Origin of the sequence: Paenibacillus ilasis, from assembly GCF_043195395.1 — a bacterium.
Classification (GTDB): domain Bacteria; phylum Bacillota; class Bacilli; order Paenibacillales; family Paenibacillaceae; genus Paenibacillus_AQ; species Paenibacillus_AQ lautus.
This window is the reverse complement of sequence record NZ_JBHDJG010000001.1, coordinates 2045344-2062127: the sequence shown is the minus strand read 5'-3', so window position 1 is coordinate 2062127 and position 16784 is coordinate 2045344. Positions and strand designations below refer to the sequence as shown.

General features: G+C 50.6%; 11 protein-coding genes. All 11 read right to left on the bottom strand.

The genetic code is table 11. The features are described 5' to 3' along the window. Window positions 1-54 precede the first annotated feature (54 nt). Complete coding sequence (locus ACETK5_RS09690) at window positions 55-984, bottom strand: dihydrodipicolinate synthase family protein (protein WP_100537572.1); 930 nt, start codon at window positions 982-984, stop codon at window positions 55-57. A gap of 40 nt (window positions 985-1024) precedes the next feature. After that, a complete protein-coding gene (locus ACETK5_RS09685; RefSeq protein WP_100537573.1) occupies window positions 1025-1993 on the bottom strand; it encodes a phosphoglycerate dehydrogenase in 969 nt (322 codons plus the stop codon). Beyond that, window positions 1993-2820, bottom strand: coding sequence for a carbohydrate ABC transporter permease (locus ACETK5_RS09680; RefSeq protein WP_071218478.1), 828 nt, complete (start codon window positions 2818-2820; stop codon window positions 1993-1995). Before ACETK5_RS09680 ends, ACETK5_RS09685 begins: the two co-directional genes overlap by 1 nt. Window positions 2821-2832: 12 nt before the next feature. Then, window positions 2833-3759 (bottom strand): carbohydrate ABC transporter permease, encoded by a 927-nt coding sequence (locus ACETK5_RS09675; RefSeq protein ID WP_394055325.1) that lies wholly within the window; start codon window positions 3757-3759, stop codon window positions 2833-2835. 107 nt (window positions 3760-3866) lie between these two features. Continuing rightward, a complete protein-coding gene (locus ACETK5_RS09670; RefSeq protein ID WP_243390729.1) occupies window positions 3867-5192 on the bottom strand; it encodes an ABC transporter substrate-binding protein in 1326 nt (441 codons plus the stop codon). A gap of 203 nt (window positions 5193-5395) precedes the next feature. Beyond that, window positions 5396-7045, bottom strand: coding sequence for a response regulator (locus ACETK5_RS09665; RefSeq protein ID WP_394055322.1), 1650 nt, complete (start codon window positions 7043-7045; stop codon window positions 5396-5398). Beyond that, window positions 7020-8756: a sensor histidine kinase gene (locus ACETK5_RS09660; RefSeq protein ID WP_394055320.1), complete on the bottom strand. Its 1737-nt coding sequence runs from the start codon at window positions 8754-8756 to the stop codon at window positions 7020-7022. Before ACETK5_RS09660 ends, ACETK5_RS09665 begins: the two co-directional genes overlap by 26 nt. Before the next feature lie 34 nt (window positions 8757-8790). Then, a complete protein-coding gene (locus ACETK5_RS09655; protein WP_394055318.1) occupies window positions 8791-10095 on the bottom strand; it encodes an ABC transporter substrate-binding protein in 1305 nt (434 codons plus the stop codon). A 222-nt stretch (window positions 10096-10317) separates the two neighbouring features. After that, window positions 10318-11256, bottom strand: a complete 939-nt coding sequence (locus ACETK5_RS09650) for a copper amine oxidase N-terminal domain-containing protein (RefSeq protein ID WP_394055316.1) — start codon at window positions 11254-11256, stop codon at window positions 10318-10320. Window positions 11257-11405: 149 nt separating this feature from the next. After that, window positions 11406-12227, bottom strand: coding sequence for a GNAT family N-acetyltransferase (locus ACETK5_RS09645; RefSeq protein ID WP_394055314.1), 822 nt, complete (start codon window positions 12225-12227; stop codon window positions 11406-11408). A gap of 73 nt (window positions 12228-12300) precedes the next feature. Further along, entirely contained in the window at window positions 12301-16716 is a 4416-nt protein-coding gene (locus tag ACETK5_RS09640) for an S-layer homology domain-containing protein (RefSeq protein ID WP_394055312.1), read from the bottom strand. Between the last annotated feature and the right edge of the window lie 68 nt (window positions 16717-16784).

Sequence of the window (16784 nt, the reverse complement as noted above, 5' to 3'; positions counted from 1 at the left end):
AGCCGCCATGATAGGCGACTTTTACTCTCCAACGCTATATTTCCCTAAATCGCTTTAAGTAAAAACGGGATACTTCCGGGCATATTGTTTGGACACCCGGTACAATTGCTCGACCTCCAACCGGTTGGTGGCACTGAACTCTTCGTGATTTTTCGAACGGCAGCGATAGTTCGTCAGTACGCCCTCCAGCATGAGATAATACTTGGCATTCACTGGATAGAGCTGCCTTTCAAGAAATGACGACACACTGAGAAAATCGGACAGTTCCCCTGCCGCTTCCGGTTGACTCTCCCAATTTCGGAACAGCCACGTATACAACTCAGGGTGGAAGTTGACCATCACGCCGCTGAAGCCGAAAGCGCCGAGCCTGTAGCTGTCCAGAAGCGTCGCCGTGTTGGCGTTGAAGATTTTCAGACTCCCGCCCTTGACCGCCTCGAGTTTATCCCCGAATAGCTGCAGGTCGCAGCTCACGTCCTTGATAAACCGAAAGCGTCCGGTATCCGAGCATGTCCTCAGCATTTCGGGCGTCAGAAGGCGCCGATACGGGGCTGGACACTCATACAGTCCGAGAGGTACGTGTTCCGGAATGCGCGCGAGCAGCTTATCGAGATTCGCCAGCCACACGTCATCGGATTCCTCAGCAGCGGCGAGCCGGTTCGTGATTAGGACCACGGCGTCGACGCCGGTTTCCGCGATTGCGTTCAGCTCCGCTACTTGATCATCAAACGCATCCGATACATGACCCGATGCAATGACCGGTACCCTGCCGGCCGCCTTCGCTTTGACGAAGGCGGCGATCAATACGCGCTCCTCCAGGGTCAATGTATACATTTCGCTGGATTGACATACGGCAAACAGGCCGTCGGCCCCCCGCTCGATATACCAGTCGATAAGCCGCTCCAAGGCCTCGTAATCCACTTCGTTCTGCTCCGTAAACGGCGTTAGCATAACCGGCCAATTGCCGTCGGTAATTATCTGATACATATGCGTCCCCTCCCGAATGGTTCGTATCAATGGTTGAACATTATTCTTTTGATGTGAGTATATTTTGCGGTTCCCTTCCTTCGAATATATCAAGCAATGCCTGAGCGGTTATCATGCTGACCCGCGTATACGTCTCGAAAGTTTCGGCTGCGGTGTGCGGCGTCGTAATCAGGTTTCCGATCTGCAGAATCGGATGGTCGGCGGATACGGGCTCGGACTCGTAGACATCGATGGCCGCCCCGGCGATAACTCCGGAAGACAGCGCCCGGGACAGCGCCTGTTCATCCACGACGGCTCCTCTCGCGGTGTTAATGAAAATAGCGGATGGTTTCATCCTGGCAAAAGCCTTGTCATTCATAATATGGTGCGTCTCTAACAGGCTAGGTAGATGCATGCTGACGATGTCGCTATGCGCCAGCACTTGCTCGAAGGTTGTCATTGTAACGCCGTATTCCGAAGCTTTGGCTGTATCTGGATATTTATCATAAGCGATAATCTCGACATCAAAACCCTTTAACTTCTTCGCGGTGAGCTGGGCGATATTACCGAACCCTAGAAGGCCGATCGTTCCCCCAGCAAGCTCGGAGCCGACAAAGCGTTCCCAGCCGCCGTTCTTCGTCGATCGATCCAGCGCCGGAATGTGCCGGCGGACCGAGATCATCAATCCGATCGCCAGCTCGGCCACCGCGTTGGCATTGCCCCTTGGTACATTGGTCACTTGTATTCCATATTTCCTTGCAGCCCCCAAATCGATATTGTCCACGCCGACGCCGAAACGGGCGATGCCTCGAAGCTGCGGGGCAAGCTTGAATACCTCCTCATTCCAAGTGTCCACGCCGGCGATGACGCCGTCGACCGATCCAACCACTTCCTTCAGCTCCTCGAACGTCAGCGGACGTCCGAAACGATTCTCGATAATCTCGCATCCATGGCTCTCGAGCAGCCGCTTCGCATCCGCGCACAGTTTGGAGTAATTCGTAGCCGTTACTAATACCCTTTTCGCATTCATTATTTAACTCCTCCTACCGTCATTCCGCTTACCATATATTTCGATGTGAACAGATACATCACGATGACCGGAATCGATGCAATGATGGAGCCGCCCATCAGGGGTCCCCACGCGAATACGTCGCCGACGATCATATCCGACAGTCCCAGCGTGATCGTCTTGTCTGCGCCTTTAGTGACAACGACCAAAGCGTATAAATATTCGCTCCAGCATAACGTGAATGAAAAAATGAAGGTAGCCGCAATGCCCGGCGCCGATAATGGAAAAATGATGTGGGTCATCGTACGGATTCTCGAACATCCATCGATCATGGCCGCTTCCTCGATTTCGTCCGGGATGGATTTGAAATAGGAAATGAGCATCCAAGTAGCATACGGAATCGTGATCGTCGGATAAATCAGCATGAGGCCGTAAATGGAATTGTTGATGCCGATTGCCGTCACCAGCATGTAGAGCGGGATAAACAGAACGGCCCTCGGCATCAGGTACGCATAGAGGATGCTCTTGGAGATGAAGCTTCTCCCTCTAAACTTGAGCTTGGAGATCGCATACGCAGCCAGCATGCTGACCGTAATCGAGAACAAGGATACGATCAATGAGACGAACAAGCTGTTTTTGATATTCGTCATAAATCCCTTTTCGTTGATCAGCTTATCGTAGGCGGTGCCGAGAAATTCCTTCGGCCAAAACGTAGGCGTCATGGAATAGATCTCCCCGTTGGACTTGAAAGAGGTAATCACCATCCAATATAAAGGGAAGAGCGCGAATATTAGCAGCAGCGCGAGCGTCGAGTATACCGTAATTTGCTTGCCGAGCGAATTCTTCATCAAGATCACTCCTTACTTGTCGGACGCCAGCGAACGCTTGGTCACATAATGGATCAGCATGATCAGAGGCGGCAGCGTAATGAGGGATATCGCAATGGCTTTACCGAGACTCATGTTCAGAAAGCCAACGGTATAGCTAAGCGTGGACAGCACCTGCGTGCCGTTGTCCGGGCCGCCGCGTGTCAGAAGCCAGATGATCTCGAAGTCGTTCAGCGTCCAGATGGTGGTGATAACGGAAGATAGAATGGTCACTTCTTTTACCGAGGGGAGCGTCATGTAGAAAAACCGCTTGACTGCTCCCGCTCCATCCAGCATGGCGGCTTCATACATCTCTTTGGACACCGTCTGCAGGCCGGCCAGAATGGCAATGCCCATGAACGGAATGCCGCGCCACACGTTGACGAGAATGACGGAGAACATGGCCAGGTCAGGTGTGGCCAGCCAGCCGACGGGACTGTCGATGATCCCTGTTTTGAGGAGGATGGCATTCAGCACGCCGCCGACGTCGGAATAAATCCACTGCCAGGTAAAAACGGAAACGATCGTCGGAATGGTCCACGGAAGAAACAGCATCACCCTGAAAAAGTTTCGGGCGACGATATTCTCGTTGAGCACGAGCGCCATAATCATTCCGAACACCGCTTTCAGAATGACCGCCACCATCGTAAAGACAACGGTGTTCCATACCGCCTTCCAAAACACGGAATCGGTAAACAGCTCCGCATAGTTCCGCAAACCGATGAACGTTTCGGGAACGCCGACTACTTTATTGGTCAAGCTAAGATAGACCGCCCAGCAAAAAGGGAGCGCCATGACAGCCAGCAAATAAATTAGTACCGGACTCATGAGGAGGTAGGCCAGCCTGCTGCTTGTACCGCCTTGTTCCCGCCTAGGCGCCGGGGGCTTCCCCGGTGAGGTTTGAACTTCCAAGCTTTTCATGGAGAGCACCTTCTTTCTGTCGCTTCAGGCTCGTCCGCAGCCACGGACCTTGCATCGATGCCTTGTATTCGGACTGCGGTAGCCTGATGCGCGGCTAAGTCATAACCCTACTTCGCGTATACCGCCTCGATCTTACTCTGTAATTCGTCCACTGCTTGCTGAGCCGTGAAGCCTGAATCCAGCAGCATTTTTTGGAAGACGTCGTTGACATATCGAAGGTTATAAATCTCTCCAGCTTTCGGATTATACTCCCCGGGGTATCCAAGGAAAGCGAAATGTGCGATGGAGTCGACGAATCCTTTGTTCTTCTCCTCCTGCCAGACGGATTCGTTTGCCAGATCCGTGTAGATCGGACCGGTCAATGGAGCCCCGTTCTGCACCCACTGGCCGTACCACGTTTTGTCCGCCATATATTCGATGAAGGATTTGGCGAGCTCCTTGTTCCGGGATGCCTTGAATATGCCCAGATTATTGCTAATGCCAGGCACTACGGCTCCCTTCGGTCCTGCGGGCAGCATGGCGATCCCTGTATTCTCGTACAATTCGGGATTATCGTTCTTGATCGTCGCAGCCAAGCTTCCTACGTTGAAGATCATGGCTGATTGGCCGCTTAAATACGATTTGTTATTGCCGCTGTCATCCCATCCGATGGAGCTTGGAGGCGTCACCTTATCTTCGATGAAAATGTCCCTGATCAGCTGAACCGCCTGAAGAGTTTCGGGCGAATTCACCGCCACGTTCTTGCCGTCCTCGGTATCGAGGGAACCTCCGTAGGACCAGATGATCGCCCGGGTGAGCCATTCGGCATCCGAATTGCCTTTCCCGTAACCGAGCCCTGCACCGTATATCCCTTTGGAAGGATCCGAGAGTGCCTTCGCCATTTCGCGGAATTCTTCCCAGGTTCCGGGCGGCTCGCTGTACCCGGCAGCCTGAAGCATGTCCTTACGGTAATATAAAGCCGTGGACTCGGTCCAGAACGGCACTCCGTATAGCTTGTCCTCGAACGTTACGGAGGTTTTCAGGCTGTCCTGTATTTCCCCGTTTGCCTTCTCCACGCTGACCACAACGTCGGTAACATCCTCGAGAACGTCCTTGGCGTAGAATTGTCCGACTTCCTGGTAGCCGAAGAAAGAGACGTCCGGCATTGTACCCGATTCGATGGCTGCCGACCATTTCGGATAAAAGTCCTCGTACGCGATAAACTCCACGTTGACATTCACGTCATGCTCTTCTCCGAACTGCTTTGCCCTCTCTTGGATCATCTGGTTTTGCTCTTCGAACATCTGCTTCTTCATCCAGAATGTCAGGGTTTCCTTCCCCGGATCGGCATTCCCCGATCCGCTGTCTCCCGTTCCCCCTACGCTGCATCCTGCCATCAATAACATGGTTAAAGCTGCCGTTATCCATCGTATAGAGGTTTTCTTCATCTTCATCATGTTCACCCCTCAGCATATAGTGGAATGTCCTTACACCATTCATTGTAAGGGCTTCATAAACAGGGTTAAATGATATAGGCTTAACATCCCCTCTCCTTACTTAACATGATAACGCTATCGAAAGCAGCGGCCGAATTACACAAAAAAAGCCCGCTTCCAGCGCAAACGCATGGCTGGAAACGGACGGTATACAGGCTTTATTAGGGCTTTCCGGCTTCCAAGCTGTTTCGGTATTCTTGGGGCGTCACGGAATAATACTTTTTGAACACCCGAATAAAATAGTTCGGGTTGTGGTATCCCAGCTTCAGGGCAACTTCGAAGCTCTTCAAGGAGTGGTCGGCCAGCAGCTCGGCCGCTTGCTCCATCTTCAACCGGAGCACATAATCACTCAAGTTCGATCCGGTCTCCATTTTAAAGAGGCGGGACACGTGAACCGGATGCATATACATATGATCCGCAATGGCTTGCAGGGAAATATCCTGAGACAGATGGTCCCGTATGAACCGTTTCATCCGGGACACGGCAGCGCTCCGGTCGCTGCGGGTTGCCTGTTCGGCGCTAGACTCCAGTAGAGGCAGCACTTGACCCACCCATTTGCCGAGCGTGGCCGCGGTTGTGCATTGCGACAGTCCCGTTACGTCCGCAAGGGACGCTCCGACGATATCGGCCAGACCGCGTCCGTTCTTGTGCGCATACGCGCTTAGCGAGGAGTATATAAAGAAAAAGGCTTCGATTACATGCTCCTGCGATTGGCTGTGCGCGAGCGACAATTCCTTGAGGATCTGCTCAAGCTTCTCTTTAATCTGCTTCCAACTGCCGGATTCCAGCAGATGAGGGAGAAGCGGGGGCTCATAACACTTTTGCAAGGAACGGACCGGATGAAGCTCCTCTTCATCTTCTGCGTAAACGAACATATCACTGTGACTGCCAATATGGCGGCGCAAAGCGAAAAGACTGTCCTGGTACAGCTTTCGGACATCTTCCGGAAAGGAACCTCGTTTTCCTATCAGGACGGAGATCGTTCCTTTCAGGTAACGGCTGACGTTCATCTGTAACTGCGCCGCGAGATGCTTGAGTTCATTTTCCTGTGCATGCTCATGGGGGTGCATCCTGTCCGCCGATTCATCGCTTACAAAAACAAAAAAGACGAGATATCCGTGTATGTCCCTGCATCGCCACAACCGAAACCGTTCCCCGAAGATCTCGTCCGCCATGTTACCGATCGCGTACTCCATGATGGAGGAGTCATAAGGACTCATTTCCGTCAGACGGTCCTCCATCCGTACGAGCATCAAGGCCGCTTGATTGCCGATGGCGGATTTCATTTCAAGCAGCTCCAGTTTTTCGGCCCAAACGTTCTTCGGCGATTTCATGCCTTGAAGCAGCTGATTCAGGAATTCGCCTCGAATTTGAGGCAGATTAGCTCGAAAAGCCTGAACCGCACGGTTGTAGGTTTCGCTGGACTCACGCTCCTGCCGCAGCGATTCCACAGCTCCGCCTACTTTTTCAAGCACGACTTCGTCGCTGACGGGCTTAAGCAGGTACTCGTAAGTGCCAAGCGTTATGGCTTCTTTCGCGTAAGCAAACTCAGCGTAACCGGACAGCAGGATCGTTTTGATCTTCTTCCATCTCGATCTCGTGATCTCGATAAGCTCGAGCCCGTTCATCCGTGGCATCGTGATGTCGGAAATCATAATGTCGACCGGCTGCGTCTGCAGTATTTCCAGCGCTTCGAAAGCGGAGTATGCCTTGCGCACTTCATCAATCCCGATTGTACGCCAAGGTATCGTATGCGCCAGCCCCTCTACCACGCTTGCTTCATCATCAACGATCAGCAATGTATACAACATCATCCCCCCTTGCTCTACTTGGATCTTCCCAGCATAATTCTACGCGAAGCCCTCCCGACGGCGATTCCGAGAAGGTCAAACCCGCATGTTTGCCGTACCGGGTGATCAGTCTCTGATGAATGTTCCACAGGCCGAATCCCCCGCTTTCGTTCAAGGGCTCCTCGACCTGCCGCTTCAGCTTGTCGATGATGCCAACGTCCATGCCCTGGCCGTTGTTGTCAATTCTGATTCTGCATCGACTCCCTTCGGTTTCTCCGGAAATATGAATCATCGCAAAATCCAATTGATCCTCGACGCCATGAATGACGGCATTCTCCACGATAGGCTGGAGCAGTAAGCGCGGAATCTCAAGCTGCATCATTCTTTCGGGAACCTCGATCTCGAAGGTTAGGCGCTGAAGCCGCAGCATCTGAATCGTTAAATAATTGTCTACCAGCTTCATTTCCTCTTCAAGCGGCGCGGTCGGGTTTTCCAGTCGAGTCGTGTACCGGTAATACTCCCCCAAGTTCAGGGCCATGGCCACGACAGCTTCCTTCTCACCGAGATTTGCCATGTTCTTGATGTAGAACAGGCAGTTATACAGGAAGTGAGGGTTGATTTGCGATTGGAGCTGCTTAAGCGTGGCTTCCTTGGATCGCAAAGACTCTTTGTATACCCGTTCGATGAGCTCCTCGATTTGCTCCGCCATATTATTGAAGGAATGGAACAGATACATGAATTCATTCTTCGGCGCATCCTTCAGACGCGTCATATATTGACCGTCCCTGATCCTTCTCACCGCATGAAGCAGGCGGGAAATCGGACGCTGAACATTGCGGTACAACAACAAGGTCAGCAGTAAGACGAGAACAAGCAGGAGCGATACGGAAATGTAAAAGAGGGTGCTGCTTAAAGTGATCGGAGAATAAACACTGTCCAGTCGGACGAAATCCACCAGATACCAGCCCAAACTGCTGGACAAGACGTAATTCATTACATATTTGCCCTGCCCGGATTGCACGATTCGGCTGCCCTCTTCCCCAAGCTGCATCTCGTTCAGGATGCCGGCCGCCATTTGTATCGTCTCCTCGACCGATGTGCTGTTGGCAATAACGGTTCGGTCAGGTGCATACAGGAATGGCTCGCTGTCCCCATCCTGTTTCAACCGATTCAGCATATTGACCAGATTCTGGTCGGTGAAACGGACCTCCACGATCAGATCCTGCGAAGAAGCGGACGTTCTCATCCAGCTGAAAAAGGCTTGTCCTCGCGAATCCCGATGATAAGACCAGTTCTGCTCATGCGCATTAGCCAAGTATTCGGCATCATACCTTGCCGACAAGTCGGTAGTCAGCAATTCTTGATACTGCATTACGTACATAAGGATTTGGCTGTCCCAGCTGCTAGTTGCAATCTGCATATTCAACATATCCGTGATCCGCTGCTGGCTGTCGATTCGTTCCATGAGGGTGCTCCGTGGGCGCTCCGCCAGATAACTCTTGATCCCGTCATCATTGCTCGCAATCACCGAATATTTGGTTAGCTGATCGATCATGTTGTCCATCTGACTCATGAAGAACGTCAGTCGGTTCCGCTGGCCCTCCTCCACAGCCGAACGAACGACGTTGATGCTGACCTGATGGGAGTAGGCATACAGCAAAATAATCGGAATAACCAAGACCGCCAGCAGTGTTGTTAGCTTCGCAAACGTACTTGTCCTTAACCGCTTCATCAAAAAACATACCCCCGTGTCAGAGCGATTCGCTCTACTTCTCGCTGTCGATCAGTTCTTGCAATTGAACGTTTGCCGACTCCGCAGCAACCCCGACATCTTCGCCGATGAGTCCCTTCACCACAACGCTGCCGATAATGTCCCGTGCTTCCTTCACGTAAATGACTTTTGGACGATCATAACTCATTCCGATCGGGATGGATTCATTGATTACCGGAATCAGCTCCTCCGGAAAGCCGGAGATGCCTTCCTTGTCATGCCACAGCGAGCTCCGGGCTCCCGGGTTACCAATCCTCTGGGCTTGCAGCACCATGTCCCGGCCCGAGGCCCACTCGATGAAAGCCCAGGCCGCATCCTTGCGGGCCGATTTCGCATTGATCGCAATGCCCCAAGCGGTAGTGCTGTAGGGCTTGCGGCCGGCTTCGCCTGCCGGAAACAGCGCATACCCAATCTTCTCCTTCGCCAGTCCTGATTGCGTGAGCATGGGGTAGATCGCGCTGGCATCGGTGAAAAACGCCGCCTTTCCTTGAGCGAACAACTCCGCGGACTGAGTCCAACTGTAGTTCAGCACATCCGGTGGACCATATTTTCCGAGTAGCCTTACATACCGTTCAATTCCCTTGACCGCTTCCTTTGAGTTCAGTACCGCCTGATCCTCATTCGTAAAATTTCCGCCTTCGGAGTATACGAAGGACGAGAGCTGGGTGACGAGAGCGCTTCGCTGCCCTCTTGCAACAAAACCGTAGACGCCACGCTCGGGATCGTGCACCTGCTTGACCGCCGCTTCCAGCTGGTCCAAAGTCTGCGGCACTTCGATTTCTTTTTTCTCCAGCAAATCCTTGCGATAAAATAGAATCTGCTGCTCGGTTGAAAGCGGGACGGCAAGCAGCTTTTCCTTCACCGTTACCGATTCCAGCGCCGTTGACGAAAAATCGGCAAAGTCGTAACGTGGATCCGATACGGCATACGATTCCAAGGGCATTAGCCAGCCATTGTTCTCATACAGACTCAGCTCTTCCAAAGGCCGGATCATGAACACGTCGGGACTTTCGCTACCTACCGTCATCTGTACGAACATCTTTTGGCTGAGCTGCTCATTGGTCAACGCTTGAAAATCAACCTTGATGCCCGTCTCCTTCTCGAATTCGGGAAGATGGGCGCGAAGGATATCCGCAACCGGGTTTTTGGCCATATATGCGGTAATCCGCACGTTGTCAAACGGTCGTTCCGATTCGGACATTCTGCTGTCAGCTCCGTTCCTCCCCGCCATGCATCCAGCTGCCGACACCATCATGACGACTATCCATAACACCCTGCAGAAACGTCCTGCAACCTTCATAACTCCTCCTCCTGTTCAGTCGGTCATAAATCGATATTAAAGCGTTTACAATGAAGAAGACACTGAAAAAATTTAACATATGGTACACATATTTAGCGTCATGCATAGTCCTGATTCCCATACGGCTTTTCGGCAGACGAAATGCCCCTCTTTATCAAAGACTTTATTTAAACAAAAAAGCCGCTGATCTCATTCCAGATTAGCGGCTAAAAAATTTACCTATTATGCTTCCTCTTCATAAACAACAACGGTCTGACTTTCTGATTCCCACTTGACGGTTGCATTCAATGCCTCACTTATGAAGCGTACGGGCACATACGTATTGCCCTTTGTAACGGTGGCTGGGGCATCCAATGAGACCTTCTTCCCATTAACGGTTGCTGTTTTACTGCCCACCAGGAGTTGAATGCTAACCCCGTCCTTCGTAACGGTGATGGAACGCTTTTCCGGATTCCATATGACCTCGGCTTCCAAAGCCTCGGCTATGGCGCGAAAAGGAACATATGTATTGCCTTTTTTGACAAAAGGTTCGGCATCCGAAGCTTCGCCGTTCACATACAGCTTAACCCCATTCTTTTTACCCGCCTTTTCGTTAAGCTTACCCATGGTTTTGTATAGATCCAAATTTTTAAAATTTGCTTGAATAGCTTCTTCTTGCAAATACACAGCGTCCGTCACGCTGCCGTTTGTTTCAAGCATGCCCGCCGCCGCTTCTAACGCCTTGTCCTTTTCCATAATGGCTTCAAGTTGTTTTTGTTGTTCGTCCGTCAGCTCGGCCGTATATTCGGTAAGCAAAATATTGGCTAAAACGGCGCCTGCCGGTTTATCTTCTACGTTTTGAATGGCATTTAGCAAGCCTTTGTATCCTTTGTGTCCTTTGTTCTTGGAATCGACTTTATCGGTGGAATTGTCGTTTGTATTTTCTGTTTCCGGAGATATTGAATCCTTAACTTGGTCTTCTTCTTTGCTAGTCGTATCAGATGCCTCTGCTTCCTCGGTTTGAGGCTCTTCATTTCGAGTTTCTTTTTCTTTAGGTCCCTTTGTCGATGCCGCGTTACTCGTCTTGCCAGGTGGGGTGTTACCCGGTTTGGCTGAGATCGTGCCAGCGGCGGTCGCAAACATCAGTGCCGCACTGGTGAGCAGAATAACTGTTTTTTTCATCATAATTCCTCCTGAATGATAAAATTATATGCCCCTTCAATATCGGCAGAATAAATAGACTTCAATAGATATACGTTAAATTAAATAATCCCAGTTAAAAGAAAAAGTCGCCCTGATGGCGACTTTTCTTGCACAAATTTCGATTATTATCATCTGCATTCGTATTTATAATAATCTTGTACATGCACTGCCTTAAATCCAACCGACTCATATAACCTCAGCGCATGGTTGTTTTTCGTTTCGACTTCTAAGTGTACCGTAAATCCGGCAGAGCTTTGCTCTTTAACGACTTGGCGAAGCGCTTTTCTGCCTATCCCTCTGCCCTGATATTCTGGCAATATGGAGAAGCCATAGATCCACGCCTGCCCCTCTTCACGACTTACCCGAAGTTTCCCAACCGTTTTTTCGTTCACGTCAATCATGAGCATATCCGTATGATCCGCGAAATGATGGCTCTCCATCACTCTGGCGTCTTCTTCGTCCAATCCGAAAGCCCTCACGGACAAACGAACGCTCATTTCGTAGTCTTCTTCGGTTGCCTGTCTGAGAAGAATATCGGTTGTCTCCTCCAGAGGCGTTTCGTGCCATTCCATTTGATGCTCCGAGAATGCATATTCAGCACCTTGTTCATTCAAAAAGAATGTTGCCGCATCGGATCTCGCAGGCGCGTTCAACAAGATTTTTTTGTATCCATTGAATTTTACTTGTTCCATTGCAAGGTGAAACAATCGCCCGAAATGCCCCTTTCGACGTTCATTAGGCTTTACCATGCCGCATACTTCGACAGTCGAACCAAAAGGATATAAACCTAGAAACGCTACTAGTTCGTCATCCTCATAATGAAAAAAATCCAGATTCTCCGTTTTGCGTTCTCTGAGCATATCCCAGTTTAGCTTCAGTTGTACATGATCATGAAGTTCACACTCTTTTTGCAATTGTTCAATGTCTTGTAGTTGCTGTGTCGTTAACATTTTTTTCTCCTTTTAACTGTCGAAATCAATAAACTCTGCTATAAATATTCGGCAACTCGTTAATCGACACCTTTTATTTTGTCTCCATGGCGCGCCAAATCACGGTAATCGCTTCCGCACGGCTAGCATGAGATTTGGGTTTTAACATGTCGTTTGGATAACCCTTCATGATTCCATGATCTACTGCAATCAACATCGCTTTCCGTGCCCAAACAGCAATCTTATCCTGATCGATAAAGGTTTTGTTGGTAAGGGGATGATCCAATTGAAAGGCTTGAACCACCATTTGTGCCATTTCTTCGCGCGTAATGAAATCGTCGGGGCCAAAAGTAACCGGATCGTATCCTTGGATGATTCCGTAAGAATACGCTGTTGAAATGGCTTGCCTCGCCCAATGATCCTTGGTATCGGCGAATTCCTTACTGCCTTTATTAGTGAGACTTAATGCTTGAACCAGGATTGTCGCGAATTCTGCTCGGCTCATCGTACGGTCAGGTCTGAAGCTTCCGTCTATATAACCGTTCACAATGCCCTTTTCTGCGAGATTCTCAATGTTCTTTTGCGCCCAATGACCTTTTATATCGGAAAACGCAACACCGATTTCAACAGGCACAATCGTTCTCGCAAAAATCGCAAATGGAGTAAAGTGGTCGGTAGTACCACTTATAATCCCCTCATCCCAGTCTATGTTGACGTTATCCAGTGCTTCCCATTCCTTCGTTTCTTCGTTAACCTGACGAAGTTGGAGCTCATGACTGCCTTTTTGTATGGTGTTGGCGTCAAATTTCAGGCTGATGGTTACGTCTTGATCGAATTTTCCAGACACATCTTTCTTAAACTCAACGACTTTACTAACTGCTCGCTCTCCTTCAGATAGAAGAAATTTATCACCATCTGGAAGTGTTAGATTTATGGATAAACAAAATGGTCGATTCAGTGCTTTAGCAGGGATGAGAATCTGTCCCCCCTCAAAAGCAATGGTTCTCCCTTCCAGGCCTACAAGAAAGGCGTTGTTCGGCAGTGAACATACATGGCTTCCGTTAGTGAGATTTGAACCGCTTGCTTCACTCGCCTTCTGCGTTATCAAACGATACCGGCTGGACGTCACGTTAACAGGATTACCTGTTTGGTCATGTGCTCTTACATGCAAGTACCAATCACCGTCAACGCCGCTTTTCATTAGCGCGGCCTCGTTCGCAAACGGTCTCCAGCCTGTGGCTGGTATGGACGAATCGGTCGTCCACTGAAACTCCAGCGAGGCCGGATCTATGCCGCTCCCTGAATCAATGACCGTCACCCTCGGTACTACCGATGTTACCTGCATTTCGCTTCCATTAGGGTAAATCGTAATCGATGGCGGCGTATTGTCAATCTTCACCGTGATGTCGAGGAATAACGTATTGCCTGCTTGATTGGACGCCTCAAATCGAATGTTCGTCTCGCCTTCGCTCGAAATTTCGATGAGTGCTTTGTTCTCGTAGACTTGTGAAAGCCCCCCGTTCAGCGTATAGGTCAGATTGGAGATCTCGCTGACTGCCGATTCAGCATAGACGCTCAAAGTTACGCTCGACCTACTCCATTCGCCGCTCGTATATTCACTTCCGTCCGCCTTCACTAATGTAGGCGTCAAGTTTATTCCAGTTGTGCTGATGCAGACTGTGCGTCGTTCAATCGATTCATTGCCCGCAGTATCGACGGCTTTGAATGCGATTCTATGAACACCTTCATCGCCCAGGACGATATCAGATAAATAAGGGCTCCACGACACGCCGTCATTTAGCGAATACGTAAATGAAGTGACGCCAGACTCGTCAGATGCTTCTGCACTTACGTTAACCGTTTGATGGCTCCACGTGCGATCAACATACTCCATTCCATCCGCCGTGGTCATCGTAATGGCGATGGATGGCGGTATATGGTCAACGGGACGAGTCAGGTTATCGACGATCCGATCCGTTAAACTGAGCAGCGCATTGTTTGCGCGGTCGGAAATGTTTCCGGATGGTTTATCGTAGGATAGGAGAACTTGTTGGTCTTCTTCAAATGCTTTATCTACTTTAAGGACAAGTGTATTAGTTCCTGATCCGTCCACCCGAGAAATGGTAGAAGGCTTTCCGTCTGTTGTAATTATAATTCCCCCGGCGTCAGTGAGGCTGACTTCTTCATCAAAGCTCACGATGACGTTGCTCGGATGCTCGCTTTCGATCTTCGCACTGGTGATGGTTGGTGGAGCAGCGTCCCATTCGAGGTTGGCTGCAATTCCTTGCAAAACAGGAAACATGGCTCCCTCCTGTAACGCCCATATTCCGCTGAAGTCCCAATCGGTACCAAATCGTGCATACTGTTTCATTTCCGACGTAATCCGCGGTTCACCTTTGCCGGTATCCGATTGTCCGGTCGTTTCCTTATTATAGAAGCTCGAGGTAACCGTACCGAATTCCCGTCCGACCAGGCCGCCGACTTCGCCGCTGCCAGTTACACTTCCGACGGCATACGTGGTCTTGATATCACCGATATTCCTTCCCACGAGGCCGCCAACATCGTAACGACCGTCAACGGAGCTGATGGCATACGAATCATTTACCTTACCGCTCTCATTCCGACCCACGAGGCCTCCGACAAAATCCATACCGGTAATGCTCCCGGCGGCGAAAGACAAGTTCACTTGGCTATTCATATCATTGTGTCCGACCAATCCGCCGATATTGAATTGACCATCGACTTGACCCGTTGCATATGCGTTATACACCAGGCCCGCATTCGAGCCGATCAATCCACCGATATGGCTGTTTCCGCTAACGCTCCCGGTAGCATACACAGCCTCAGTAACACTCCCCATGCCGTTCCTTCCGACCAGACCGCCTACTTCATCCACTCCACCGACAGTAGCACTCGAGCTAGAACTGCCAATCGTTCCGTCGTTATTCCCGACCAGGCCACCTGTCATGCCTGCTCCGGTAACATTCCCTGTAACATGGACCTTCATAATCTGGCTGCTGGGCCCGTTTTGTCCCGACAGCATGCCTGTCTGAAGGCCGCCGGTGACATTCCCGTTCTTCAAATGAACGTCTCGAACCTCACCACTAGAAATATTACCGAACATCCCGACACTCATTAAACTGCTCCTGTTGATATATAAGCCCGTAATATCATATCCTTGGCCGTCGAGTGTACCTGTGAACGGAGTGCTGCCATTACCGATGGGTTCAAATCCAAAACCGTTCCCTGTGCTCGTCCCCCACATATCGGAGCGGGTGTTATCAGTGAATGTCGTGTCGAAATCAATACCCTGCGTCAGTATGTAGTTCGCCGACAGATCCATTGCCATCAGCTGCAGTTGATGCGAGTTCCATATTTCGGTCGACCATTCGGAGCGAAGGAATGGTCGCGTCGAGTCCTCGACCATAAACCAGTCATTGTTGAAATCCCAGCCGGAATAACTCGATTGGGTTAGTGCCTGTGCAGTCGTGAGGCCGCTCGCGGTACAGGATCCGTATGTATCGTATCCACAGGCACTATTCAAGCCGACAGTTTCAGCATCCCAGAAACTGTCGCTCAATTTCCCACTATTACTCCCAACCAGACCGCCCACAGATTGATCGCGCCCGCTGACGCTGCCACTGGCGTATGACTGAAGGATCAACCCGTGGCCCGTGCTGCCCGCAAGACCGCCGACAGCACTCCTGCCACGGACTGTTCCCGTGGCATATGACCTACTTATAAGAGCGGAAATATTATAACCGACCAGTCCGCCGACGTGTTCAGCGCTCCCGCTGACGTCACCCGTGGCGTAGGACCGGATGATTTCTCCACCTTCGCTGTCCCCTACTAACCCACCCACTATAGAGGTGCCACTGATCGTACCGGCAGCATAGGAGTCACTTACCATCCCGTCGCTGCGCCCTGCCAAACCACCCACATAATCGGTCCCGGTGACGGTACTCGTAGAGTAGGAGGAGGTTATTTTACCCTGAATGCCATTGTATCCTACCAACCCTCCGACGGTGGCCATGTTGCTTCTAACCGTTCCGGTAACGTAGGACCCGTTAATGGTTCCATCGCTGCGCCCTGCGAGCCCGCCCACATGGTTGTTTCCAATGATCGAAATACCTTCGAGAGCGATATTTTCTAACACACCATTGGAGCCTACAATTCCGAATAGGCCGACCATGTCCATCTTGGGCTGATTCATGGTCAGATTGCGGATGACATGTCCCGCTCCATCGAAGACACCAGTGAACGGGCTATTGCCGTTTTTGTCATCGCCGATAGGCATAAAGCCAGCCCCATTACTCCAATTTGCAGTCTCCGAAGCATCGATATCCGCTCCGAGCTTGTAATGAGCATTCAAGTCATTACGCACGGCGTTTAATTGATCTAACGTTGTGATGACGTAAGGATTGTTCGCCGTCCCGTCGCCGGACATCGCATCATTCGAATTAGCGAATGCTTGAAGCGGGATGATGCCGATCACGAGTAATAATGTCATCGAAATACAGAAGATGCGTCTCATCTGGTCTTTCCTTCCTTTCGTTATTCAATTGCCACGATGTACAT

Bases quoted from the DNA above. Each gene is read 5' to 3' on its own strand.
- ACETK5_RS09680 (WP_071218478.1), bottom strand. From the start codon at position 2,820: ATGAAGAATTCGCTCGGCAAGCAAATTACGGTATACTCGACGCTCGCG.
- ACETK5_RS09675 (WP_394055325.1), bottom strand. From the start codon at position 3,759: ATGAAAAGCTTGGAAGTTCAAACCTCACCGGGGAAGCCCCCGGCGCCT.
- ACETK5_RS09690 (WP_100537572.1), bottom strand. From the start codon at position 984: ATGTATCAGATAATTACCGACGGCAATTGGCCGGTTATGCTAACGCCG.
- ACETK5_RS09655 (WP_394055318.1), bottom strand. From the start codon at position 10,095: ATGAAGGTTGCAGGACGTTTCTGCAGGGTGTTATGGATAGTCGTCATG.
- ACETK5_RS09650 (WP_394055316.1), bottom strand. From the start codon at position 11,256: ATGAAAAAAACAGTTATTCTGCTCACCAGTGCGGCACTGATGTTTGCG.
- ACETK5_RS09660 (WP_394055320.1), bottom strand. From the start codon at position 8,756: ATGAAGCGGTTAAGGACAAGTACGTTTGCGAAGCTAACAACACTGCTG.
- ACETK5_RS09640 (WP_394055312.1), bottom strand. From the start codon at position 16,716: ATGACATTATTACTCGTGATCGGCATCATCCCGCTTCAAGCATTCGCT.
- ACETK5_RS09665 (WP_394055322.1), bottom strand. From the start codon at position 7,045: ATGTTGTATACATTGCTGATCGTTGATGATGAAGCAAGCGTGGTAGAG.
- ACETK5_RS09670 (WP_243390729.1), bottom strand. From the start codon at position 5,192: ATGAAGATGAAGAAAACCTCTATACGATGGATAACGGCAGCTTTAACC.
- ACETK5_RS09645 (WP_394055314.1), bottom strand. From the start codon at position 12,227: ATGTTAACGACACAGCAACTACAAGACATTGAACAATTGCAAAAAGAG.
- ACETK5_RS09685 (WP_100537573.1), bottom strand. From the start codon at position 1,993: ATGAATGCGAAAAGGGTATTAGTAACGGCTACGAATTACTCCAAACTG.